24 protein-coding genes are annotated in these 22,116 nt (G+C 62.6%); 16 read left to right on the forward strand and 8 right to left on the reverse strand.

Annotated elements, in window-relative coordinates; all coding sequences use genetic code 11:
• Positions 1-102 precede the first annotated feature (102 nt).
• The gene (locus tag ACSSVQ_RS17645) at positions 103-738 is read left to right on the forward strand and encodes a nitroreductase family protein (RefSeq protein ID WP_454184589.1); all 636 of its coding nucleotides are present in this window, start codon (positions 103-105) and stop codon (positions 736-738) included.
• Positions 739-746: 8 nt separating this feature from the next.
• Here ACSSVQ_RS17645 and ACSSVQ_RS17650 read toward each other — a convergent pair whose 3' ends face one another.
• Entirely contained in the window at positions 747-1,034 is a 288-nt protein-coding gene (locus ACSSVQ_RS17650) for a hypothetical protein (RefSeq protein ID WP_454184590.1), read from the reverse strand.
• 109 nt (positions 1,035-1,143) lie between these two features.
• Between ACSSVQ_RS17650 and ACSSVQ_RS17655 the strand changes: the two genes are divergently transcribed.
• Both ACSSVQ_RS17655 and ACSSVQ_RS17660 read left to right on the forward strand, forming a co-directional pair.
• On the forward strand, positions 1,144-1,746 hold the full coding sequence (locus ACSSVQ_RS17655) for a flavin reductase family protein (protein ID WP_454184591.1): 603 nt from the start codon (positions 1,144-1,146) through the stop codon (positions 1,744-1,746).
• 9 nt (positions 1,747-1,755) lie between these two features.
• Positions 1,756-2,475, forward strand: coding sequence for an HAD family hydrolase (locus tag ACSSVQ_RS17660; protein WP_454184592.1), 720 nt, complete (start codon positions 1,756-1,758; stop codon positions 2,473-2,475).
• Here ACSSVQ_RS17660 and ACSSVQ_RS17665 read toward each other — a convergent pair.
• From ACSSVQ_RS17665 to ACSSVQ_RS17675, 3 genes are read right to left on the reverse strand one after another with little or no spacing between them, the layout of a single operon-like run.
• Positions 2,472-3,896 (reverse strand): tetratricopeptide repeat protein, encoded by a 1,425-nt coding sequence (locus ACSSVQ_RS17665; RefSeq protein ID WP_454184593.1) that lies wholly within the window; start codon positions 3,894-3,896, stop codon positions 2,472-2,474. The two genes, ACSSVQ_RS17660 and ACSSVQ_RS17665, sit on opposite strands and share 4 nt — an antisense overlap.
• A 13-nt stretch (positions 3,897-3,909) precedes the next feature.
• Positions 3,910-4,782 (reverse strand): HpcH/HpaI aldolase/citrate lyase family protein, encoded by an 873-nt coding sequence (locus ACSSVQ_RS17670; RefSeq protein WP_454184594.1) that lies wholly within the window; start codon positions 4,780-4,782, stop codon positions 3,910-3,912.
• 3 nt (positions 4,783-4,785) lie between these two features.
• The gene (locus ACSSVQ_RS17675; protein ID WP_293323093.1) at positions 4,786-5,247 is read right to left on the reverse strand and encodes a MaoC family dehydratase; all 462 of its coding nucleotides are present in this window, start codon (positions 5,245-5,247) and stop codon (positions 4,786-4,788) included.
• A gap of 100 nt (positions 5,248-5,347) precedes the next feature.
• On the opposite strand from ACSSVQ_RS17675, the gene ACSSVQ_RS17680 reads away from it, so the two are divergent.
• From ACSSVQ_RS17680 to ACSSVQ_RS17690, 3 genes are all read left to right on the forward strand, one after another.
• On the forward strand, positions 5,348-6,517 hold the full coding sequence (locus ACSSVQ_RS17680; RefSeq protein ID WP_293323095.1) for an acyl-CoA dehydrogenase family protein: 1,170 nt from the start codon (positions 5,348-5,350) through the stop codon (positions 6,515-6,517).
• A gap of 8 nt (positions 6,518-6,525) precedes the next feature.
• Entirely contained in the window at positions 6,526-6,933 is a 408-nt protein-coding gene (locus tag ACSSVQ_RS17685; protein WP_454184595.1) for an HIT domain-containing protein, read from the forward strand.
• Positions 6,934-7,178: 245 nt separating this feature from the next.
• A complete protein-coding gene (locus ACSSVQ_RS17690) occupies positions 7,179-7,523 on the forward strand; it encodes a PleD family two-component system response regulator (protein ID WP_293323099.1) in 345 nt (114 codons plus the stop codon).
• Between the two features lie 43 nt (positions 7,524-7,566).
• Here the strand turns inward: ACSSVQ_RS17690 and ACSSVQ_RS17695 are convergent, their stop codons facing one another.
• Complete coding sequence (locus tag ACSSVQ_RS17695; RefSeq protein WP_293323101.1) at positions 7,567-8,985, reverse strand: spinster family MFS transporter; 1,419 nt, start codon at positions 8,983-8,985, stop codon at positions 7,567-7,569.
• 161 nt (positions 8,986-9,146) lie between these two features.
• On the opposite strand from ACSSVQ_RS17695, the gene ACSSVQ_RS17700 reads away from it, so the two are divergent.
• Positions 9,147-10,103 carry a lytic transglycosylase domain-containing protein gene (locus ACSSVQ_RS17700; RefSeq protein ID WP_454184596.1) on the forward strand — a complete coding sequence of 319 codons (957 nt, stop codon included), beginning with the start codon at positions 9,147-9,149 and terminating at the stop codon, positions 10,101-10,103.
• A 37-nt stretch (positions 10,104-10,140) separates the two neighbouring features.
• On the opposite strand, the gene ACSSVQ_RS17705 is transcribed toward ACSSVQ_RS17700, so the two are convergent.
• On the reverse strand, positions 10,141-10,722 hold the full coding sequence (locus ACSSVQ_RS17705) for a TetR/AcrR family transcriptional regulator (protein ID WP_454184597.1): 582 nt from the start codon (positions 10,720-10,722) through the stop codon (positions 10,141-10,143).
• Between the two features lie 111 nt (positions 10,723-10,833).
• Here ACSSVQ_RS17705 and ACSSVQ_RS17710 point away from each other — a divergent pair, with 111 nt between their 5' ends.
• From ACSSVQ_RS17710 to ACSSVQ_RS17730, 5 genes are read left to right on the forward strand one after another with little or no spacing between them, the layout of a single operon-like run.
• Complete coding sequence (locus ACSSVQ_RS17710; RefSeq protein ID WP_454184598.1) at positions 10,834-11,415, forward strand: twin-arginine translocation signal domain-containing protein; 582 nt, start codon at positions 10,834-10,836, stop codon at positions 11,413-11,415.
• On the forward strand, positions 11,412-12,959 hold the full coding sequence (locus ACSSVQ_RS17715) for a GMC family oxidoreductase N-terminal domain-containing protein (protein WP_454184599.1): 1,548 nt from the start codon (positions 11,412-11,414) through the stop codon (positions 12,957-12,959). The genes ACSSVQ_RS17710 and ACSSVQ_RS17715 overlap by 4 nt, the downstream gene beginning before the upstream one ends.
• Before the next feature lie 9 nt (positions 12,960-12,968).
• Positions 12,969-13,355, forward strand: coding sequence for a hypothetical protein (locus ACSSVQ_RS17720; protein WP_454184600.1), 387 nt, complete (start codon positions 12,969-12,971; stop codon positions 13,353-13,355).
• Entirely contained in the window at positions 13,339-13,728 is a 390-nt protein-coding gene (locus tag ACSSVQ_RS17725) for a hypothetical protein (protein ID WP_454184601.1), read from the forward strand. The genes ACSSVQ_RS17720 and ACSSVQ_RS17725 overlap by 17 nt, the downstream gene beginning before the upstream one ends.
• 25 nt (positions 13,729-13,753) lie before the next feature.
• A complete protein-coding gene (locus ACSSVQ_RS17730; protein ID WP_454184602.1) occupies positions 13,754-14,845 on the forward strand; it encodes a hypothetical protein in 1,092 nt (363 codons plus the stop codon).
• Here the strand turns inward: ACSSVQ_RS17730 and ACSSVQ_RS17735 are convergent.
• The gene (locus ACSSVQ_RS17735) at positions 14,842-16,041 is read right to left on the reverse strand and encodes a CaiB/BaiF CoA transferase family protein (RefSeq protein WP_454184603.1); all 1,200 of its coding nucleotides are present in this window, start codon (positions 16,039-16,041) and stop codon (positions 14,842-14,844) included. The genes ACSSVQ_RS17730 and ACSSVQ_RS17735 overlap by 4 nt on opposite strands.
• 276 nt (positions 16,042-16,317) lie before the next feature.
• Between ACSSVQ_RS17735 and ACSSVQ_RS17740 the strand changes: the two genes are divergently transcribed.
• Positions 16,318-17,463 carry a DUF2336 domain-containing protein gene (locus ACSSVQ_RS17740; protein ID WP_293323119.1) on the forward strand — a complete coding sequence of 382 codons (1,146 nt, stop codon included), beginning with the start codon at positions 16,318-16,320 and terminating at the stop codon, positions 17,461-17,463.
• A 126-nt stretch (positions 17,464-17,589) separates the two neighbouring features.
• Positions 17,590-18,792, forward strand: coding sequence for a 3-oxoadipyl-CoA thiolase (pcaF, locus tag ACSSVQ_RS17745; RefSeq protein ID WP_293323182.1), 1,203 nt, complete (start codon positions 17,590-17,592; stop codon positions 18,790-18,792).
• Between the two features lie 10 nt (positions 18,793-18,802).
• Here the strand turns inward: pcaF and ACSSVQ_RS17750 are convergent, their stop codons facing one another.
• The gene (locus tag ACSSVQ_RS17750) at positions 18,803-20,437 is read right to left on the reverse strand and encodes an EAL domain-containing protein (RefSeq protein ID WP_454184604.1); all 1,635 of its coding nucleotides are present in this window, start codon (positions 20,435-20,437) and stop codon (positions 18,803-18,805) included.
• Between the two features lie 196 nt (positions 20,438-20,633).
• On the opposite strand from ACSSVQ_RS17750, the gene ACSSVQ_RS17755 reads away from it, so the two are divergent.
• Positions 20,634-21,464 (forward strand): NUDIX hydrolase, encoded by an 831-nt coding sequence (locus ACSSVQ_RS17755; RefSeq protein WP_293323123.1) that lies wholly within the window; start codon positions 20,634-20,636, stop codon positions 21,462-21,464.
• A gap of 5 nt (positions 21,465-21,469) precedes the next feature.
• Positions 21,470-22,105, forward strand: coding sequence for a hypothetical protein (locus tag ACSSVQ_RS17760; protein WP_454184605.1), 636 nt, complete (start codon positions 21,470-21,472; stop codon positions 22,103-22,105).
• Positions 22,106-22,116: the final 11 nt, after the last annotated feature.

The following is a 22,116-nucleotide window of genomic DNA, read 5'->3' on the forward strand; positions in this document are numbered from 1 at the left end:
AATCGTGGTTCAAGTTTCCGGCAGGGGCTTGCACCTGTAAAGCGGCAATGCATATTTGCCTGATGCAAGCGCAGAATGCCGAATGAGCGAAAGGAAGCATCCTTGTCAGAGTCCGCCTCTTCCAAAAATGTGGATGTCGCCAGTGAATGGCCTCGTTCGCCCGAAACGATCGAGCTGCTGCTGAAGCGCCGGTCCGCCAAGGCGCTCACCATGAGCGAGCCGGGGCCGAGCGAAACGGAGATCGAGACGATCCTGCGCGCGGGCGCCCGCGTGCCCGATCACGGCAAGCTTGCGCCTTGGCGGTTCATCCTTTTCGAGGGCGAGGCGAGGCGCGAATTCGGCACGCATCTGGCGGATGCCTATTCGAAGAACGAGCCGCGCGCGGGCGAGGACCAGCTTGAGGTGGAGGCGAACCGCTTCATGCGCGCGCCGCTGGTCATTTGTGTGGTTTCGCGCGTCGACCCCCAGCATCCGAAGATCCCGGCTTGGGAACAGACGCTCTCCGTCGGCGCGGTGTGTCAGAACATGCTGATTGCGGCGACGGCGCTCGGCTATGCCTCGCAATGGCTGACGGAGTGGTATTCGTTCGATAAGGATATCGCAAAGGCGCTCGGCCTTGGTGAGAAAGAGCGCGTGGCGGGATTTCTGTATTTCGGGACGCCAACCCAGCCCAAGGACGAACGTCCGCGCCCGGAGCTTTCCGATATCGTCACTCGCTGGACGGCGGAGAAGGGCTAAACGGTTTGTCAGCCCGTATGGCCGGGTGTTCCGCCCCGGACTTCGCCGGACTGGAGCCGCGACATGGCATGGACATGGCTGACGGCTGCGCGCTGCGCTTCCTTGCTTGCCTTTTTCGCTTTGACCTCTCCGCCGAACAATCCCTGCCGGTTGTCATAGACGAAGGCGACGAAGCACAGCGCGGCCAGCGTGCCGACGGAGATGCCCGCGCCCCGGTTCTGCAAGAGGATCAGTATGGTCAGGGCTGCGCCGCCAATGGCGAGAACGCCTGCCGTGAACATTCGCAACATACGCATGGTGCTACCTCCCATTTCGTCCTGCCGCATGGCGCCTGGACGCCCGATTGAGGCATTATAACCGCTCATATGGCGATATAGCGACGAGATTGATAGCGAGCGAGGCGAGATGTTCTACGATGTGGAAAAGAACGAACACGGGCTGAAGCACGACCCGTTCAAGGCGCTGGTGGTGCCGCGGCCGATCGGCTGGATTTCGACGCTGGACAAGGAGGGTGTCGCCAATCTCGCGCCCTACAGCTTCTTCAACGGCGTGGCGACCGATCCGCATATCGTGATGTTCGCCAGCGGCCTCCGCAAGGACAGCCAGCGCAACGCAGAGGAGACGGGCGAATTCGTCTGCAATTTTTCCGGCTGGGCGCAGCGCGAGGCGATGAACGCCTCATCCGCCTCGGTGGCGCCGGAGGTCGATGAGTTCGAGCTGGCCGGGCTCGAAAAACTGCCTTCGCAACTGGTGAAGCCGCCCCGCGTGAAAGGCGCTCCCGCGCATTTCGAATGCGTCTATCTCGACACGATCCGGCTGAAGGACCGGCATGGGGAAAAGCACCCGCTCTTCGAAGTAGTGCTGGGACAGGTGATCGGCATTCATATCGACGACCGTTTCATCGCTGACGGCATGGTCGATTCAGCCGCCATGAAACCGCTGTCGCGCCTCGGCTATATGGACTATGCGGTGGTGGAGGAGGTCTTCCGGATGGATCGGCCGAAATAGGTGGGGGCGATGGGGAAGACGGTGGAGATCAAGGGGCTGCTGTTCGACAAGGACGGCACGTTGTTCGATTTTCATCGAAGCTGGATATCGGTCTTCGGCGACGCCGCGAACCGGCTTGCCCATGGCGACAAGGTCCTTGCGCTGCATCTGATGGTGGCGGGAGGATATGACGTCCCCTCAGGCCGGATTGCCGCGGGCAGTATTTTCGCCGCGGGCGATACGCGGGATCTCGCCGAGGCCTGGCGTTCTCATTTGACCGCCTGGGAGAACGACGATCTCGTTTCCTGGCTCGATGCGCTCTTTGCAGAGATGGGACCGGATGCATCGGTGCCCGTTACCGACCTGGCCGTTTTCTTTGCCGGGCTGAAGGCGAGGGGGCTCGTTCTTGGTGTCGCGACGAATGACAGCTATGCGTCTGCCATGGGGGCGGTGGAGCGTTTCGGCTTCGGGCCGCATCTTTCCTTTTGCTGCGGATATGACAGCGGACACGGATCGAAGCCCGGGCCGGGGATGGTGAAGGCCTTTTGCCGGGAAACCGGGTTGGAGGCGTTATCCGTCGCCGTTATCGGCGACAACACGCATGACCTTGAAATGGCGCGCGCGGCGGGCGCCGGGCTTGCCATCGGCGTGCTGACAGGCACAAGCGGGCACGACGACCTCATGCCGTTTGCCGACATGGTGATCGACAGCATCGCGCTCTTGCCGGAAATACTCGACCGTGGCGTCTAGCGCCGCCAGCTCATCGGCTTGATGTCGAAGGCGAGGCTGATGCGCTGCGTGTCACCCTTGAAGGGCAGCGTGCGGTGGAAGAGGTAGGACGGGAAGAAGAAGGCATTACCCGCCTGCGGCTCGAAGGTCACCGTTTCCAAGTCGAAAGCCGGCGTAAAGTCCGGCGGCGGCGCGCCGAACTCGATCCAGCCTTCCTTCGTTTCCTTGTTGGCGTCGTCGTTTACGACAGGCGGCAGCGCCACGTAATAGACACCGCTCATCCAGCCGCCGACATGAATATGAGAGTGCTGGTGGCCGCTTTCCGACAGAAGCGTGCCCCACATGTCGATCTGGTAGCTTTCAGGCACCTGGCCGAAAAAAGGGTGTCCCGTCTCGCGGCGGATCGACGCGAAATGCGCATCGACGGCCTTGCGCAGCATCTTTTCGAAAGCGACGAAAGGTTCGCGAGGATGGTCCAGTAGCAGACCGGTCTGGCCGCCGCCGCGTGTGGCTTTGCCGGCGGGCTCCCAAACGGTGGTCGGGTCTTCGCGCAGGGCCTCTGCAAGTGCTGCGTTGAAATCCTCCATCGAGGCGTAGCCTTGCGGCACGTCCAGTGCGGCGCGAGAGACCACGCGGCCGATCTCGGCACGATAGCCTGCGGGAAGCTGGCCCAGCTCCTGTGCGCGGACAAAGGGCAGCCATGCGGCGGCGCGTCGTTCCGGCCCGTAGCTTCCAAGCGCTTCCTCGAAGATGTCCGCGGCTTCCTTCCAGCGGCCGAGTTTCATCAGCGCCATGCCCCGGCTCACAAGCGGTAGTACATCTTTCGGGCTCAGCTCGTGGCAACGCTTGTAGGCTTCTTCCGCCGCCTCGTAGTTCTCACGCTTCTGCTCGGCATTACCGAGATTGCCATAAGCGGCGGCATTCTTCGGATCCTGTTCGACGGCGGCCTGAAAATGCGGGATCGCTTCATCGACCCGTCCCTGCCGCAGTACCACCATGCCCAGCATGTTGTGGAGCTGTGCGGAAGGATCGAGTTGCAGCGCTGCGCTGAAGGCCGCTTCCGCTTCGGCGAATTTTCCGGCTCGCTGCAGGAGCTGGCCGAAGGTCACGATGACCCGTGCTTCGCCGGGAAAGCTGCGCACCGCATTGGCGTAATGCGTCAGCGCATCGCCCCAGCGGTTCGTCTGTTGCAGGAAGCGCCCGTAATTGAGCCAGGGCGTTACCTCATGAGGCCTCAGCTCGATGCATTTGCGCAATTCCTTCTCGGCGATGTCGAATTTGCCCATGGGCAGCAACGCGCTGGCGCGCAGGGCGTGAAGGTCCGGATCGTCAGGGTTCGAGGCGATACGCGCCCGTGCCTTTTCATCGGCCTCCGCGAATTTGCGGGCCTGAAGCAGTTCCTGGATTTCCTGGGTCGGGGACGGGCCAAAGGGATTCGACAAGGGGTGTTCCGTTCTAGGTGAATGATTGCGAAGCGCGCTCGACGAGGCGGCGTGCCTGTTTCAGATGGGGCATGTCGAGCATCACGCCGTCAAGCGAGACGACGCCGACATCGCCTGCGTCCTCGAATGCCTTTATGACGGCATGGGCATGGGCGAGGTCTTCCTCGCTCGGCGTGAAGACGCGGTTGATGATGGGCACTTGCGCCGGGTGGATCGCCATCTTGCCGGTAAAACCGTCCCGCGCGGCGGCGCGGGCATCGGTTTCAAGGCCAGCTTCGTCGCGGAAGTCGGCATAGATGCTGTCCACGGGATCGACGCCTGCGGCGACCGCGCCGAGCAGCGTCAGTGTGCGGGCCAGGCGATAGGGGCCGGTATAGAGGCCGTCATCGTCCTTGTTGGAGCGGGCGCCGAGATCGGCGGCGAGGTCTTCCGCCCCCCAGGTCATCATAGAGAGGCGGGGCGATGCGCCCTGATAGGTACCGAGGGTGAAAAGCGAGGCGGCGGTTTCCGTCGCCACACAACAGAGCTTGGTCGATCCGGCAGCGATACCGGCTTCCTGCTCATGCTCGGTAAGGGCGAAGGCGACCGTCTTGATACAGTCGCCGGATTTCGTCTTCGGGACCATGATGCCGTCGGGTTTGGCTTTCACCACGGCGGCGAGGTCGTCTTCCCAGAAGGGCGTATCGAGCGCGTTCATGCGCACGAAGAGTTTCGGGCCGGTGCGGTCGGCGCCGGCGAGATAATCGGCGGTGATGCCGCGCGCGGCTTCCTTGTTGGAGAGCGCGACAGAATCCTCCATGTCGAGGATCAGCACATCCGCGCCGCTCAGATGCGCTTTTGCGAGTTTCTTCTCGCTGTCGCCGGGGACGAAAAGCCAGGACCGCATCGCTTACTCGCTTTCCGTCTTCGCATGCATGAAGGCTTGGCGGGTGCAGGAGGCGACTTCCTCGCCATGCTGGTTATAGGCCTTGTGCTCGAAGGTCACGATGCCTGCCTTCGGCCGCGATTTGGAGCGGCGCTTGCCCATCACTTTCGTTTCGATGCGCAGCGTATCGCCGTGGAAAACCGGCTTGGGGAAGACCACGTCGGTCATCCCCAGATTGGCGATGGTCGTCATATGGGTCGTCTCATGCACCGAAATGCCGATCATCATGCCCAGCGTCAGCAGGCTGTTCACCAGCGGCTTGCCGAACTCCGTCTCGCGGGCGGCATAATCATGGTCGATATGGAGCGCGGCCGGGTTCATGGTCATGGTCGAGAAGAAGGTATTGTCCGCCTCCGTCACCGTGCGGGTGATGGCGTGCTTGAAGAGCTGGCCTTCCTCGAATTCCTCGAAATAGAGTCCCGGCATTTCGTCCTCGGTTGTGTTGTCTTATGTGGCTACCTTATAGCCTCCAAGAGGGACACGAAAAAAGGGATGGCCCGGAAGAAGGCCGAAAGGGAGGAAGCCCATGGATTTCACCTTCTCACCCGAACAGGAGGCGATTCGCGACGCCGTAGGGCGGATTTGCGCGCGTTACGACGATGCCTATTGGCTGGCGCATGATCGAGATGGCGGCTTTCCGGAGGATTTCGTGACCGAAATCGCAGCCGGCGGCTGGCTCGGCATTGCCATGCCGGAGCATCTGGGTGGCGCGGGGCAGGGCGTGACCGAGGCCGCCATCATCGCCCAGACCATTGCCGAATCCGGCGCCTGCCTGTCGGGAGCGTCGGCCATCCACATCAATCTTTTCGGGCCCATGCCGCTCGTCGTCTTCGGGACCGACGAGCAGAAGGAGCGCAATCTGCCGCCGCTCATCCGGGGCGAGGACCGCTGCTGCTTCGGCGTGACGGAGCCCGATGCCGGGCTCAATACGACTTCCATCAGCACCAAGGCCGAGCGCGACGGCGATCATTATGTGGTGCATGGGCGGAAGATGTGGACCTCGACGGCGCAGACCGCGAACAAGATTTTGCTGCTGGCGCGCACCACGCCCAAGGAGCAATGCGCCAAACCGACTGCCGGACTGTCGCTCTTCTATACCGATCTCGACCGGGGCGGGGCGACGGAGGTGCGCGAGATCGAGAAGATGGGCCGCAAGGCGGTCGATTCCAACGCCGTCTTCTTTGATGGGCTTCGCGTGCCGGCGAGCGATCTGATCGGCGAGGAGGGGAAGGGGTTTCAATATCTGCTTCACGGGCTCAATCCGGAGCGCGTTCTGATCGGCGCGGAAGCTGTGGGCGTGGGGCGCGCCGCGCTTCGCAAGGCCACGGACTATGCGCGCGACCGGGTAGTTTTCGGTCGGCCCATCGGCCAGAATCAGGCGATCCAGCATCCGTTGGCCGCCTGCTGGGCGGAGCTGGAGGCGGCGAATCTCATGGTCTTCAAGGCGGCCTCGCTCTACGATTCCGGCGCCTCCTGCGGCGCGGAGGCCAATGCGGGGAAATATCTGGCGGCGGAAGCGGGCTTCAAGGCCTGCGAAACCGCAATCATGACCCATGGCGGCATGGGCTATGCCAAGGAATTCCATGTCGAGCGCTATATGCGCGAGGTGATGATCGCCCGCATCGCGCCGGTGAGCCGGGAGTTGATACTCAGCCATATCGCGGAGAGAGTGCTGGATCTCCCCAAGAGCTATTGAGGCCAATCATGCCCTTTACCCTCCATGAACGCCTCGCCGCCGACACGTTGCCGGTGGTCGATCTCGACCTTTGTCGTGTGTTGCTGATGAAGGACCGGCGTTATCCATGGCTCATTCTCGTGCCGCGGCGGGAAGGGCTCCGGGATTTCGATGAGGTGCGGCCTGAGGACAAGCACGCCTTCTATGAGGAAATCGAAAGGGTGAGCGAAATTCTCCGGGAGGAGGCGGCGGCGGAGAAAATGAACGTGGCCGCGCTGGGCAATATGGTGCCGCAGCTTCACGTTCATATCATCGCCCGCTTTGCGGCTGACGCCGCCTGGCCGGGGCCGGTCTGGGGCGTGGGGGAGGCGGAACCTTATTGGGCGAATGAGGAAGGGGTTCTAATCAAGCGGCTTCGGGAGAGGCTGGAAAAGTAGATACTCACAGGCTGTCATCCGGCTTTATGCCGGGATCCAGGAGCCAAGAGCCCGGCGTGTGCGGCCCCTGGACCCCGGGACAAGCCCGGGGTGACAGGTAAGGGGGACAGGCATCCGGAACGGGGTCTTGCCCTTCGAGATGCGGCTTGGCGCTCATGGTTAACCTTTGATTTATTTCTTCGGGCGAGGGTTGTTCGAAAGCGGGACAGGTGAGTCGTCCTGCATGAGCCGGATAGACCAACGCCATGCTTACAGCCCAGATCACAGGCCCGACCGGAGCCACCAAGCTGGGGATCGCCTCGATCCTCACGCGGCTTCGTATCGAGCTCGTACCCGCCTCCATGCAGGCACGGCTTTATCTCGTAGCCGATGAGCCGGACGAGCAGGCGGCGGTGATCCGTCAGCTGCGCTCGTCGCCTGCGAGCCGCCATGCGCTGGTGCTTGCCGTTGCCGACAATGCCTCGCCCGCCCATGTGCGCGAGGCGCTGGCTGCCGGGGCGGACGATTATCTCGTCTGGCCCTTCGATCCGGAGCTTCTGCTCTTCAAGCTGGAGCAGGCCAGCGCCCGGGGGCGCCTCAAAGCCGGTTGAGAAAACGAGTCCGCTCCGCGCTCCAACTCATTGAAACCAGACTCTATTTCTCGTGTTCCTTACTCCATGCCTCAAGATAGTCGAGGCTCTTGAGATAAGGCTTCAGCGCGAGGAAGCCGGCCGTCGTGGCAAGCGTCAGGATGACGGCGGGCGCCCAGACCAGCGAATAGCGCAGCATCATCTCGTCGCCGAAGACGAAGTCCGTCACCACTGCGATGGAAGTGGGACCGAGGCCGAGGCCGATGAGGTTCACGACGAAGATCAGGGCCGCCGAGGCGAACCCGCGCAGCTGGTTCGGCATCAGCTCCTGCAGGGCGGAGGGCCCGGCGCCGGTGGAGAAGGTGGCAAAAAAGGTCGAGGGGCAGAGCAGGACGAGCGCCCAATGGGGGTCGTTCATCAGCGGATAGCCGAGTGTGAAGGGCATGGCGGCAAGGCCGGTGGCCGCACAGACCAGCATCCGGCCGTTGCGTATGCCTTTTGCCGTCAGCTTGTCGGCGAGCCAGCCCCCCGCCACGACGCCCGAGGTGCCGAAGATGACGATGATCCAGCCATACCACCGACCGGCGTCGACATAGCTCCAGTCATAGGTGCGGACGAAGAAGCTGGGGATCCATGCGGCCACGCCATAAGCCATCATGGCGCATAGCGCGTAGCACAGGCTGAGGGGCAAAAGGGTCTTCCAGTTGTCCTTGAAATATCCCAGAACCTCGCCGAGCGGCACATCGACCTGCTTTTCCACGCCGTCCGCGCCGATCTCCTTGCGCATATGGCCGCGCCGCACTGGCTCTTTCAGGCTGAGCGTCCAGAGCGCAATCAGGATGCCGGGCAGGCCCACCACGAGGAAGACGACCTGCCAGGCGAAGACGTCGCCGACGAGGGGAAGGGTGAGATTGCCGCCATTGGAGACGAGGCCGATTACCTCCGCGCCGATGACGAGCGCCAGCCCTGCGCCGATATAGACGCCCATGCCGTAGACGCCGAGCGCGAAGCCCAGCCGCTTGGGCGGGAAATAGTCGGCGATCATGGAATAGGCCGATGGCGTCAGCGCCGCTTCGCCCACGCCAACGCCCATGCGGAATATGAAGAGTTGCCAGTAAGCCTTTGCCAGACCACAAAAAGCGGTCATCAGGCTCCACACAAAAACACCGGCGGAAATGATGCGGACACGGTGGCTGCGGTCGACCATGCGGCCGATGGGTAGCCCCATCAGCGTGTAGAAAATGGCGAAGGCCAGGCCCTGCAACAGGCTCATCTGGGTGTCGGAGATGGCCAGATCGCGCTTCATCGGGCCCACCAGCAGGCTCAATATCTGCCGGTCGATGAAGGAGAAGGTATAGGCGAGCACCAGCACGCCGACCACGTACCAGGCGTAAAGCCGGTTGGGATAAGGCAGCCCGATCCGGTCCTTATGGGGATGATGAAGCTCTTCTTCGACCTCGGCGGCGATTTCTGTCTCAGCCATTCCCCAATTCCTCCCTCTTGCAGAATGTCTGCACGATTCCTCCGTGCTTGGCGGGCAGCTTATCCGATCTCCGTATAACCGTTCTCAAAAACCATCATTTTCCGCAAGATGGAATGGCATGGGGCTTGCTCCTGTCTTTTCAGAATTGGAAAGGAAGTCCCATGTCGCTCGTAGCCGCGCTCACCGCGCGTCCCGACATATCCGCCGCCCTGCAGCAGGCAAGCCGGAAGACCGGCGCAGATTTCGACTATCTGCTGCAGACGGCCATGCGCGAGTCGAGCCTCGATTGTTCCGCGAAATCAGGGACTTCGAGCGCGACGGGGCTTTTTCAGTTTACCGAGCAGAGCTGGCTTTCGACGCTCAAGAATTACGGCGGAGAGCTTGGGCTGGGCAATGAGGCGGCCAAGATCACACAGGGTGCGGACGGCAAATACTGCGTGGCAAATGCTGCCGACCGGTCGGAAATTCTTTCCCTGCGCAAGGACCCGGAAGTGTCCGCGCTGATGGCCGGAGCCTATACGCAGGAAAGTGCGAACATTCTGCAGTCGCGTCTGGGGCGCGAGCCGTCGGGCGGAGAACTCTATATCGCGCATTTCCTCGGGGCGGGCGGGGCGTCGAAGCTGATCTCGACTGCCGAGGACGATCCGGCGATGCCCGCGGACATGCTCTTCCCGGCGGCGGCGAAGGCGAACAAGTCGATTTTCTACGAGGCTTCCGGCCGTGCGCGCACGGCGAACGAAGTCTATCAGAAGCTCATCAGCAAACATGCGGATGCCGGCACGGGTGGCGGTGCGGCAAGCATGGCGGCGGCCATTCCTTTCGACGTAAAGGGTGGTACGGGAATGGCCGCCAGCCATGCGGATAGAGAGGCTTCGCCGGGGAGGCGGTACGTACCGTCTTCCGGGCAAGCCCGTCTCTTCAGGCCCGACAACATGCCGGGGAGCGGGGCGCTGAAGCTCAGCCCCGCCGTGGTGCAGATCCTCGCCTCGCTGGATCCGTTGCCGGAAGGCGACAAGGTGACGAAGGGCAAGGACGAGCCGCGGGCGCAGCACGGCGCCATCGGTACCTGGCAGGACCTTGCCCGGCCATCTTACGAGGCGTTCAAAGCCACCGCCTGAGCGGCCTAGCCGATCGCCCCGGCCTTTGTCGGTCGGGTCAGCTTTGCTCGACGATGGCGCGGACCGCTTTCACGATGTCCTTGTCGAGTTCGCGCCGCGATACGGCGATCCGGCCTTCGACGCCTCTGAAAAGCGACAAGCCCTCGAGCAGGCTCATCAGGATGACGGCGCAGCGCTTAAGCTGTGCCGGTTTCGCCTGGGGGTATTCCGAGGCGACGATGCTCTCCACATAGGATTGGTAACGCGCGTAATAGCGGGCAAGGACAGCGTTGGCCTTGTCGTCGCGCGCGGCGAGTGCCCAGAGTTCGAAGAACATCCGGCAGTTGCTTGCGGAAAGCTGATCTTCGAGCACGAAGGCGACCATGGCTTCGATCCCTTCGCGTTTCGGGCGGGTTTCGAAAACCTCGATCGAGCGTGTGAGCGAGCGGTCGAAAATCGCTTCCAACAGAGCGTCGGGCCCGTCGAAATAGTACTGAACATGCGAGAGGCGCAAGCCGAGCCGGTCGGCAACACCGCGCATGGACAGGCCTCCATACCCCACCTCGACCAGAATTTCCTCGGCTGCATCGAGAATTTCTTCGATGCGTTGCTGGCCCTTGGCGCCTGTCCTTCTCGCCATCTTCCCTCGCTGTCTCCGGTCATTCGCGGATATGCCGCCCTTTTATCCCAAAAATGGTCTCTTGACCAAAAAATATAAAAATGGTCACATGACCAAAAATGAGGATGGCAAATGCAGCGACATAGAAGTCTTTCAAGGCGGGGTTTTCTGAAAGCCGGGGGCGCAACTGCGGCAGGCGTGGCGGTGCTGGGGCTTGCCGGCGTAGCGGTGCCCGGCGGTGAGCACTATGGCGAGATCGTGGGCGACGAGCGGCCGGGCGTTTTGACGGAAAAGGAGTTCGCCGTTCTCATCCTTGCGGTGGACAGCCTGATCGGCCAGGCGGGGGATCTGCCTTCGACACGCGAGACCCGGACCGCCGCGCGGATCGATAGAGAGCTCTCTCTGGTCGGCGGACAACTTCTCGAGGATATGAAGGCGTCGCTCCTTTATCTCGAATACCGGCCGCTTCTGGGCGGTGGCCTCACGCGGTTCACGAAGATGGCGCCGGGCGAGCGGCTTGGTCTTCTGACGGAGTTGCAGCATTCCGGGGATGTTCTCGAGCGGAGCATCTATGCGGGCATCCGTTTTATGGCTGTCTTCTTCTTCTACACCGATCCTCGGGCATGGGCGCATATGGGCTATGGCGGCCCTCTTGTCTCGCCGAAGTTTTTCCCGGGCGGCAACCGGATCGAAAATCTTGGAGCGCCGGCATGATCGTAGAGGGACGGGACGCAAAGGGGGCACTCCGCGAGACGGTGGATGTCGTCATCATCGGATCGGGCTGTGGCGGCGCCACCGCGGCGAAACATCTCGCGGAGGCGGGACTTTCGGTCGTCATACTGGAGCAGGGCGGCTATTTCACGGCTGGTCGCGGCGATCTCGATCAGCTGTCCGACAATATGCTGGCCCGCATTGACGGGGGCCGTGGCCTCGGGACGAGCGTGAACGGCGAAATTGCCTTGATGTATGGCAACTGCGTCGGCGGCGCGAGCGTGCATTACTGGGCCGATAGCTGGCGATTGCCGGAAGACCGCAATGCGCTCTACCAGTCGCGTGGCATCAGTGGGCATGAAGTCGAGGTGCTGGCACCGATCTTCGAGGAGATCGAACGCGACCACAATGTGCATAATGCCGCTCCGCACTATCGCAACCGGATGAACGAGCTTTTCATCGAGGGGGCAACGAAGCTCGGCTGGCATGTGGAGGACGTGCCGCAGGCGCGGCGGGGGTGCGTTGCAAGCGGACACTGCTATCAGGGCTGTTCTTACGACGCAAAACAGAGCCAGCTCGTCACCTATGTCCCCGCGGCGCTGAAAGCCGGGGCGCGGCTTTATGCCGATTGCCGTGTCATCGCGATCGAGCGCGATATGAAGACGGGTCGGGCGAGCGGCGCGCGGGCCGTTTTTGTCGACAGCGCGAGTGGACAGCCGACGGACGCGACACTGGAGGTGAAGGCCCGGGCGGTGGTGCTTGCGGCAGGCGGTTACGGATCGCCCGCCGTCTGGCTCCAGACGGGGCTTCCCAATGGTTCAGGGCAGGCGGGAAAAAACCTCTTCACCAATCCCAATCCCTATCTCTATGCGCTTTACGACGAGTCGGTCTATATGTGGCAGAATATTCCCGCCGCTGTCGGCACGTCCGATTTCCGCCTTGCCCGCTATGAGGATGGCGTTTATCGCGAAGGCGGTTATCTGCTGCATCCCAATCAACTCCAGCCGGAATTCCTGGCGGCAACATTGCCCGGGTTCGGCAATTCACATGCGTCGCTTATGGCCGAACTGCCGCAGATAGGCGGCGCGGTGAGCTGGATCGACGATGAGCATGGCGGCGAAGTGCGTCTGAACGCCGACGGCTTGCCGGAATATCACTACAAGCTTCGCGGCGACGACATTCTGAAGCTGCGCGATGCGATGAAGAAGCAGGCGATGCTGCTTTTTGCCTCCGGCGCGCGGGAGGTTCTGGTGCCCGATATTCGCGGGACCAGGCTCAGCGGCACAGACGAGATCGGGCTGCTCGACGAAATCGATGTGGAGAACGGTGCGATCCTGTTCGGGGCGCCGCACCCCGCCGGTGCGCTGCGTATGGGAGACGATCCTGCGACCTCGGTTGTTGCGAGTACGCATGAGGCACATGAAGTGCCGGGGCTGTATGTGGCCGATCCGAGCGTCTTTCCGCTACCGCCCAGCGTGGACCCGTCGCTGACCATCATGGCGTTCTCCGTTGTCGCCGCGCGCCATATCCAGAACGCGTTGCTCTAGGGGGTTTCCATGATCCTTGTTCCTTTTCTTCTCTGGCGTTTCTTCTTTCTTGTTCTTGCCGTGAATTACGGCATGACGGTGCAGACCATTCTGGCAGGCGAGTTCGATCACACGGGCCTGCCCGCAGCGATGACGACCATGGAAGCCGTGGCCAATGGCGTCGAGGCTTTCGGCTGGTTGCTTGTATTCGTGCTTTCGTGGACCGGCAGACGGCAGGGCGCGGCGCGGATTGCGGTGTTCCTGGCGGGACTTCTCTTCTTCGACGTCATCACGACATTCGTCCTGCCGATGCCTTTGCCGCCCTATTTCCTTGCCTGGGGGACGGCGCTTGTCGGTGTCGAGCTACTGGGCGCACGGGCGCTTTACCGGGAGGTGCAGCATGAACCGGTCGCATAACTCCGAATGGGGACTGCCTCTGTTCTTCACACTGATCGGTTTCATCTTCTGGGCAAATGTACCGGGTCTCCATGCCGGTCTCTTTGCGCGAACCGGATTGCCTGACGCTGTCATCCCTCTGCACATGATTGCCAATGGGGCCCAGGGGACGGGTTGGTTTCTCGTGGCCTGGCTGAGCTGGACATGCCGCTGGCGTATGGCGGCGTGGCTTGCCTATTTCCTCGCCGGTATGTGGTGCTGGGACATGATGACTACGGCCTATCTGCCGCATATGCCCGTTCCACCCCTTCAATGGTGCTGGGGGCCGGCAAGCGTCGTGCTGATGGTGGCCGCGGCGAACCGTCTTTGGCGCCGCCCTTCCATTGCATTCTGATCCACCTCTACAACCAGGTATTCCAGTGACCAATGAAACTGTGCTCATTGCCGGCGGTTATGGCGTTGTCGGCTCGCAAATTGCCAGGCTTCTGAGAGAGCGTTATCCGGAAATCGAGATATTGCTGGGCGGGCGATCGCCGGGGCAGGGCAAAGAGCTTGCCGAAGAGCTGGGCCGCGCGGCGGCCGTGCGGCTGGATCTTTCCCGCCCCAATCCGTTGGCCGGGCTCGAAAGGCGGCCCACCATCGTGCTCGGGGCGGTCAACGATATCGATGACAATCTGATGCTCGACGCGATCAGCGCGCATATTCCCTATATCGACATCACGCGCTGGACCGAACGTATGCGGGGATCGATTTTGCGGGCGGCGATGGAAGATACTTCCGGGGCGCCGGTCGTTTTCGCTTCCTCCTGGATGGCCGCGACGATCGGCATATTGGTGCGTGATATGGCAGCTGGTTTCCGGCAGGTCGACCGGATCGAAGTCGGCATCCTCTATGCGGCGAAGGATAAGTCCGGTCCCAATTCGGTTGAATATATGGACAGGATGGCGCTTCCCTTCGAGGTTCGTGAAGAAGGGCGGGAGGTGATGGCTTATCCCTTTCGCAAGGGGATAAAGACAGACTTTCCGGGAGTGGGGCGCTTTCCGCTCTATCGCTTCGATACGCCGGACCAGATGACGCTCCCCTCCATCACAGGGGCGAGAAGCGTGTCGGCGCGTATCGGTTTCGACGACCGAACTTCGGGCCCGTTTCTGAGTTTTCTTGTGCGCTCCGGCTTGTGGGGGCTCATCAGTGGCGAGCGGTTCCGCAAGTTGCGGCATGGGCTGATGTACAATCCCGGAGAAGGCGGGGCGCATCGGGTTCGTATCGATATCGAAGGAGAGGGCGCGCACGGACCGGCGCGGGAGAGTTGGATCGTCACGGATTCGCAGGGCCAGACCCATTTGACCGCGACAGGAGCCATGATCCAGCTCGACCGGCTGCTCCGTCAGGGGACACACCAAGCCGGGATTCAGGTCGCGGAAACGGTTACCGACGCTGAGACGGCGAGGCGGATCATGAATGAGGAGGGTATCTCCGTCGACCGCCTCGCGCAGATGGAGGACGCGGCCTAACCGATCGCCCCGGCTTTTCTCAAGCTCTCGATTTCCTCATCGCTGAAGCCCGAGGCCTTCAAGGTGTCGATGGTGTGTTCGCCGAGCGCGGGCGCCGGGCCCTTGGGGCCGTCATCGGCGCCGGGAAAGCGGATGGGCGAGGCCGGCGACAGATAGGTGCCCTCTCCGCCGCCTTCTTCGGGCACTTCCACATAGGCGCCGGCGGCCTTGGCCTGCGGATCGGCAAAGACATCGGCGGGGCGCAGAAGCGGGGCCCAGATCATGTCCTCGGCGTCCAGCTTCTCGCGCCAATAGTCCAGATCGTGCTGGATGAAGGCCGCGTCCAGGATATCCACAAGGTCGGCTGCATTGGCGCGGCGGTTCTTCGGATTGTCGAAGCGGGGATCGGTTTCGAGTTCGGGGCGGCCGATCACCTTGCAGATCGCGGTCCAGTCGGTCGAGCCCTGACGCGGGACGATTACGATCCAGGTGTCCCTGGTCTTGAAGAAATTGCTGATGGGCTGGACGGCCTCATGGCGCGTCTTGGTGGAGCCGAGCTTGCCGTAGCGCAATTGAACGGCGGTGTCGGATCCGGCGGCATAGATGCCGGCGCGTAGAAGCGAGGCTTCCACCAGGCGGCCCTTGCCGGTGGTCTGGCGTTCGAAGACGGCGGCGAGGATGCCGCCGACCGTGGCCATGCTGGTGGTGTGGTCGCCGATGCCGGTCCGCAGCGATACGGGTTCGCCGCCCTTGACGGTCTGCAGCCAGCCGACGCCGGACCGGGCATAAAAGGCGGCGATGTCGAAGCCGGGGCGGTCCCGGTCAGGGCCTTCCAGCCCGTAGCCGGTGACGCTGGCATAGACGAGGCGCGGATTGATCTCCTTCAGGGAGTCATAGTCCAGCCCTGCGCGCTCCAGCCCGCCGGGCCGCACATTGGTGATGAAGACGTCGGCATCCTCGACCAGCCGTTTCACTGCCGCCACACCCTCGGGCGTCGCGGTATTGATGGCCAGCCCCTTCTTGCCGCGATTGTCGAGATCGAAGATGGGGCTGCCCTTCAGATGGTCCGCGCCGACATTCGCCATGGTGTAGCGCATCGGGCAGCCGTTCAGCGGCTCGATCTTGATGACGTCCGCTCCCCAGTCGGCGAGGATCCCGCCCGCGCCCGGCGCAGCGATATAGGTTGCCATTTCGATGACTTTAAGACCTTCCAGCATCAGGGTTCCCCGTCCGTTTTCTTGTGTTTCCGGTTGCGGCGATCATCCATGAAAAGCGGGGGGAGTCAAAAGCGCGGTTTTGCCGCCGTCTGACCTGGAAACGGGCGGCCGGACCATGCAAATCCGGACGCCTGAAGGTCAGGCGGATATCCAGGTCCGGTGGCGATCATCGTAAACCGGTCCTTAATTATCTTCCCCTAATTTGATCAAGCAGATACAGGCGGGTGAGGTGGGATTTGCCCGTTGCTTCTTGAAAATCGGGTTCAAGGCGGGGCAATGCGTAGGAAACTCAGCATACAGGATGTGCAGCGTCTGATGGCGCATCCCTCCGGCACGGCGCGTGCCGAGGTGGCCGAAAAGGTGGCGCAGCAGTTCGAGAATGTCGATCTGTCGCCGCGCGAGCGCGAACTGGCGCGCGAGGTGCTCGGCTATCTGGTGCATGACGTGGCGATCATTGTCCGTGAAGCGCTGTCCGACAGCCTGAAAGACATGCCCGGCGCCCCGCGCGGCATCGTGCTGGAGCTGGCGCGCGATCTCGACGAAGTCGCCATCCCCGTTCTGAGAAATTCGCCGGTCCTCTCCGATGAGGATCTGGTCGGGCTCGTCACCTATGGCAGTCCTGCCAAGCAATGCGCCATTGCCAGCCGCCCGTCAGTCAATTCGTCGGTTTCGGAAGCCATCGTTTCGCAGGGCGACCGTAGTGCGGTGCTGACGCTGGTCGCCAATGAAGGCGCCATCATCGATGAAGCCGCCGCCGGGATGCTGGCCGAACGATATCCGGACGACCGCGAGATCGTGGAGCCGGTCGTCACGCGCAGAGACGTGCCGCCGCTGCTGATCGAGAAACTCATTTCGCAGGTTTCCGAAAGCCTGCGGGACTATCTGGTCAACAATCATTCCCTCGACACCCGCACAGCCGGGATACTGGAAGCGCAGGCGCGCGAGCGCAGCACGGCGGAGGCCGTTACGCGCATGAGCGACGCAGATATGCGCCGGCTCGTGGACCAGCTTGCCGAAAACCAGCGGCTGACGGGAAGCCTCATTCTGCGTCTTGGTTGCCAGGGCGAGATGCGTTTCGTGGAAGCCTCCATGGCACGGCTCACCGATGTGCCCGAGGTTCGGATCTGGCGCCTGATCCACGATGTGGGGGCGCTGGGCTTTCGCGCGGTCTATGCCCGCGCCGGGATGCCCGAAGCGCTCTATCCTGCCTTTCGGGTGATGCTGGATGCGTTCCATCGCGAAAAGGCGGCCTCCGCTTTCGATCTGGCGCGATATCAGGCCACGGTCGTGAAGGGGCTTCTTTCCAGCTACGACACGCTGCAGGGCGGAGATTTCGAAGCGCTCATGGACCAGCTCGGCCGCCTCAGCGGTACCGGGCTGAACACGACGGAACCGCTCAGGGCCTCGGCAGGGGCTGCCTGACGTCGCCCTTCACGGGCCGGCAGGGGGCGATGTAGAGGCAAGTTCAAGCTGAGCGGCTCATCAAAAGCTGCTAGTTTGCCGCCTCCATCGATTCAAGCCCCCGGAGAGACGGCCATGACCCATCAGATTCAGGAAGCCTTCATTTGCGACGGAGCCCGCACGCCGGTCGGCCGGTATGGCGGATCGCTTGCGCCCGTGCGGGCGGACGATCTGGGGGCGGTTCCTCTGATGGCGCTGATGGAGCGTAATCCTTCGGTCAATTGGGAGCGGGTCGACGATGTGATCTTTGGCTGTGCCAACCAGGCCGGCGAGGACAATCGTAATGTCGCGCGCATGTCGACGCTGCTGGCGGGATTGCCGGACGCGGTGCCGGGCGCCACGGTGAACCGGCTTTGCGGTTCCGGCATGGACGCCATCGGCACGGCGGGCCGGGCGATCAAATCCGGCGAAGCCGAGTTCGTCATCGCGGGCGGCGTGGAAAGCATGTCGCGCGCGCCTTTCGTGATGGGCAAGGCGACCAGCGCCTATGACCGCAATGCCGAAATCTATGACACGACGATTGGCTGGCGTTTCGTCAATCCGCTGATGAAAAGCCAGTATGGCGTCGACAGCATGCCGGAAACGGCTGAGAACGTGGCCGAGGATTTCCAGATTTCGCGCGAAGACCAGGACGCTTTCGCGTGGCGCAGCCAGCAGAAGGCGGGCATCGCGTTGAAGAACGGACGTCTGGCCGAAGAGATCGTTCCCGTCACCATTTCCACCCGCAAGGGAGAGACGGTGATCGACACGGACGAACATCCCCGGCCCGAGACGACGCTGGAAGCGCTCGGGAAACTCCGCGCGCCGTTCCGCGAGGGCGGGTCGGTCACGGCGGGCAATGCATCGGGTGTGAATGACGGCGCCTGCGCGATGATCATTGCCTCCGGCGACGCGGTGGAGGCTCACGGGCTGACGCCGCGCGCACGGATCGTCGCCATGGCGACCGCCGGCGTACCGCCGCGCATCATGGGCATCGGTCCGGCGCCGGCCACGCGCAAGGTGCTGGAAAAGACCGGGCTGACGCTTGCCGATATGGATGTGATCGAACTCAACGAAGCCTTTGCGAGCCAGGGTCTTGCGGTGATGCGGGATCTCGGGCTGCCTGACGATGCGGAGCATGTGAACCCGAATGGCGGCGCCATCGCGCTGGGTCATCCGCTTGGCATGAGCGGTGCGCGGCTGGTGCTGACCGCCACGCATGAGCTTCACAAGCGCGATGGACGTTTCGCCCTTTGCACCATGTGCATCGGTGTGGGGCAGGGCATCGCGATGATCATCGAGAAGGTCTGATCGGCCAGGCTCAAAGTCCGAGAGCACGTTCCAGAAACGACCGCTTCTGCGTCTTGCGACGCTGCCGTTTGCGCGGCGGCGCGGGACGGCGGGGATTGCCTTGCGTGTTCTTTGCGCGGCGTGTGACGGGCGTCTTGCCTCGTGCGGTTTTGGTGCCGGAGCGGGCGGGGCGTTTGCCTGCCGGACGCCTGCGGCGTTTCGGGCGCGGCATGCGGCGAACGAGTTCCCGGCCCGGGAAGAGGCAGACACGGTCGATGCGCCACGCCACCATGCGGATTTCCTCGCCCGGCAGCTCGAAATCGAGGGCGGTGTAGTCGAGGATCAGCTCGTCGCCAGTTTCCTGGACAGGTTCTTCGATAGCGGAAGATTGTTCGGCGATGTGAACCGGTTCATCCGTGGCGTCCAAAACGGGGGGCGCTTCGACGACCGTCAGGAAAACCGGGGCTTCTTCCCGTTCGTCGTCCTGATCTTCCTCGTGGGGTTCCACGAATTCGTCTTCGTCTTCGTCTTCGAATTCTTCCTCAAGTTCTTCATCGGGGGCCAGTTCGAACGCACCGGAAATCATTTCCGGTTCGTCGTATCCGGCGAGGCTCATCACTTCGTTGCGGATGGCTGCGAGCGCTTCCCGGTCGTCATCGACGGGGGGGATGTTCTCCGTCGCGTCGATGTCCTCCAACTCGTCTGCCGGTTCCAGCTCGTCGCATTCGCGGAGTTCGATCGTCGCCGGATCGAAAAGGCTTTCTGCCTGCACGGGCGTTGCGACGGGCAGTTCTGCCTCTTGCGTTTCCTCCTCCACCGTTTGCCGGAAGGCGCTTTCGCCCAGCGGTTCCAGCAGCAGAATTTCGTCTTCCTCCGATGCGGCGGGGGCAGCGTAGTGCCAGCCGACAAGCTCTTCCGGTTTCATGGGGCGGCAGATATAGGTGCCCTGCGCGGCGGTGAAACCGAGTTCGCGCAACGCGGTGAGTGTCGTTTCGTTTTCGACGCCCACGGCGGTCGCATCCATGCCGCGGCCGGAGGCGAGCGTCACGCGCTTGCCGACGAAGCCGATGCCGGATTTCTTCACCCGCTTGGCGAACTGGATGATGGAGGCGCCGCCAATCTTCACTTCGTTGAAACAGTCGGGCGTCAAAAGCTCGTCGGGGACGATGACTGCACCGCCCCCGTCGAGTGCCGTGCGGAACCCCATGCGTTTCAATTCGCGAATGGTGCGGGTTGCGGTATCGGGCGAGCGGGCGATGGCGCCTTCGGGAATTTCGATGGTGAGGCAGGACGGATCGAGGTCATGGGCGGCCATGATGCCGTCCAGCGCGCCGGCCAGCCCCGCATCGTTCACATCGGAGGCTGAAAGGTTGATGGAGATCGGCCAGTCCTGACCTTTCTCCTGCCAGAAGACCAGCGTTTCGGCTGCGCGCGCAGCGACATAGCGTGTGAGTTCACCTGCGCGTTCGCGCCTTTCGAAGAAGGAGAGGAAGAGGCCGGGTGGCAGCAATCCATATTCCGGGTGGGTCCATCTCACATAGGCTTCGGCGCCCAGTATCGTACCGTCAACCAGCGAAATCCGCGGTTGAAACACCAGAAAGAGGTGCCGGGCTTCGAAGGCGAGATCTATGTCCCGGTTGGTCAGACGAAACGAACTGCTGTACATCTTGAACCGATTGCTGACGGCGTTTCCTGAAGGCGTTTGGGCACAAAACCCCGCGAGACCCGCTCCCGCACAAGGGGCAGTTTCCGCGCAAGGAGGTTTCGGCTCACTTAATCCGTCCCATCCAAGCAGGATCAGCGTCGCCAAAGCGTTAATAAGAATGTCCGGATTTTAACCGGGCGGCTGGAGGGAGTGAGACATGGCTGAACGGCAAGCGACGGGGAATGACGCGCTCATTCCCTCATCCACAATCCTGCTGCTGCGCGATGGCGCGGAGGGGCTCGAAGTCTTCATGGTGGTGCGTCATCACCAGATCGATTTTGCTTCGGGCGCACTCGTGTTTCCCGGCGGCAAGGTGGACAAGGCGGATAGCGCGCAGAATGTACGTTCCCGCGTGGACGGGGCCGAGGGGATCGACGATACGCTGCTGGCGCTTCGGGTGGCGGCCATTCGCGAGGCGTTCGAGGAAGCGGGCGTGCTGCTGGCGCGTAACGCGCAGACCGGCAATGTGGTGGATGCCGCGCGGCTTTCCGCACTGGAACCCTATCGCGATGCGCTCAACAAGGGCGAGCTTGGCATTGCCGAATTCCTGGAGCGGGAGAACCTGCGCGTTGCCGCGGACATGCTGACGCCTTTCGCGCACTGGATCACGCCCAGCATGATGCCGAAGCGTTTCGATACGCATTTCTATCTGGCCGAAGCGCCTGCCGATCATCTGGCGGTCCATGACGGCTCGGAGTCCGTGGACAGCGTCTGGATCCGGCCGCAGGCTGCGCTCGAAGAGGCGGAAGCGGGCAAGCGCACGGTCATTTTTCCGACGCGTATGAATGTCGAGAAAGTGGGACGGAGCGCCAATGTCGCCCATGCCATCGAAGAGGCGCGCAAAGCGCCCATCGTGACGGTGGAGCCGAAAGTGACGAAGAACGAAGCGGGCGAGCCCATTCTCCGCATTCCGGCCGAGGCGGGCTATTGCGTGACGGACGAACCGCTGGACGCGGTCGCCAATGTCGCCAAGCCGAAAGCGAAGTAAGTCCCATGACGAATACGCTGTTCGAACTGCTTCTCATGCTGACGGCGCTTGTTGGCGCGGTGCGGCTTTTTACGCTCAGGGACAGGCCGGGCCTCGACTTTGCCTGTGCCGCCTTGCTGATCGTGGTGCCGGCGGCGTTTTTCGGGGCTATCCGGTATGGCGGCTATCCGACGCATCTCGTCGTGCTGGCCAATGAGACCATTTCGGTCATGGCCATGATCCTCGGGCCGAGCTGGACCATCGCCGCCATCGTCATTCTGCTGCGCGGTCAGCCCGGCAGGCTGGCGCTCGGCGTGCTCTGGCTGTTGCCCGCGATCATTGTGCCGCTGGCCGTGGCGGAGGCAACCGCGCCGGTCGGCGACATCTATGCGCAGATGGCGAGTCTCGTCATGCTGGTGCTGATGCTGGCGGCGGGCATTGTGATCGCCATTCGCGGCAGCGTGGCGGCGGGGGCCGGATTCGTTATCGGCGCGGCGGGCTATGCGGGCTCGGCGCTGGCGAGTATGGGGTTCTACGGGCTGTCGGCCTCGACCTCCATGGATGTCTTCCATGCGGGGCTTGCCGTCTGGGCGGCAGGGCTTGCCTATGGTGTGCTGGCAACCGACGCCATCAAGCGGCGTGAGGAAGCGCCGTTGCTCTAGGCGGGCAAGCG

It is taken from the genome of Parvibaculum sp. MBR-TMA-1.3b-4.2 (genome assembly GCF_053628815.1).

Coding starts and splice junctions, on each gene's coding strand:
- ACSSVQ_RS17690 (WP_293323099.1), top strand. CDS start 7,179: ATGCTTACAGCCCAGATCACAGGCCCGACCGGAGCCACCAAGCTGGGG.
- ACSSVQ_RS17650 (WP_454184590.1), bottom strand. CDS start 1,034: ATGCGTATGTTGCGAATGTTCACGGCAGGCGTTCTCGCCATTGGCGGC.
- ACSSVQ_RS17740 (WP_293323119.1), top strand. CDS start 16,318: ATGCGTAGGAAACTCAGCATACAGGATGTGCAGCGTCTGATGGCGCAT.
- ACSSVQ_RS17750 (WP_454184604.1), bottom strand. CDS start 20,437: ATGTACAGCAGTTCGTTTCGTCTGACCAACCGGGACATAGATCTCGCC.
- ACSSVQ_RS17655 (WP_454184591.1), top strand. CDS start 1,144: ATGTTCTACGATGTGGAAAAGAACGAACACGGGCTGAAGCACGACCCG.
- ACSSVQ_RS17685 (WP_454184595.1), top strand. CDS start 6,526: ATGCCCTTTACCCTCCATGAACGCCTCGCCGCCGACACGTTGCCGGTG.
- ACSSVQ_RS17760 (WP_454184605.1), top strand. CDS start 21,470: ATGACGAATACGCTGTTCGAACTGCTTCTCATGCTGACGGCGCTTGTT.
- ACSSVQ_RS17705 (WP_454184597.1), bottom strand. CDS start 10,722: ATGGCGAGAAGGACAGGCGCCAAGGGCCAGCAACGCATCGAAGAAATT.
- ACSSVQ_RS17755 (WP_293323123.1), top strand. CDS start 20,634: ATGGCTGAACGGCAAGCGACGGGGAATGACGCGCTCATTCCCTCATCC.
- ACSSVQ_RS17680 (WP_293323095.1), top strand. CDS start 5,348: ATGGATTTCACCTTCTCACCCGAACAGGAGGCGATTCGCGACGCCGTA.
- ACSSVQ_RS17670 (WP_454184594.1), bottom strand. CDS start 4,782: ATGCGGTCCTGGCTTTTCGTCCCCGGCGACAGCGAGAAGAAACTCGCA.
- ACSSVQ_RS17710 (WP_454184598.1), top strand. CDS start 10,834: ATGCAGCGACATAGAAGTCTTTCAAGGCGGGGTTTTCTGAAAGCCGGG.
- ACSSVQ_RS17660 (WP_454184592.1), top strand. CDS start 1,756: ATGGGGAAGACGGTGGAGATCAAGGGGCTGCTGTTCGACAAGGACGGC.
- ACSSVQ_RS17695 (WP_293323101.1), bottom strand. CDS start 8,985: ATGGCTGAGACAGAAATCGCCGCCGAGGTCGAAGAAGAGCTTCATCAT.
- ACSSVQ_RS17720 (WP_454184600.1), top strand. CDS start 12,969: ATGATCCTTGTTCCTTTTCTTCTCTGGCGTTTCTTCTTTCTTGTTCTT.
- ACSSVQ_RS17700 (WP_454184596.1), top strand. CDS start 9,147: ATGTCGCTCGTAGCCGCGCTCACCGCGCGTCCCGACATATCCGCCGCC.
- ACSSVQ_RS17735 (WP_454184603.1), bottom strand. CDS start 16,041: ATGCTGGAAGGTCTTAAAGTCATCGAAATGGCAACCTATATCGCTGCG.
- ACSSVQ_RS17725 (WP_454184601.1), top strand. CDS start 13,339: ATGAACCGGTCGCATAACTCCGAATGGGGACTGCCTCTGTTCTTCACA.
- ACSSVQ_RS17715 (WP_454184599.1), top strand. CDS start 11,412: ATGATCGTAGAGGGACGGGACGCAAAGGGGGCACTCCGCGAGACGGTG.
- ACSSVQ_RS17675 (WP_293323093.1), bottom strand. CDS start 5,247: ATGCCGGGACTCTATTTCGAGGAATTCGAGGAAGGCCAGCTCTTCAAG.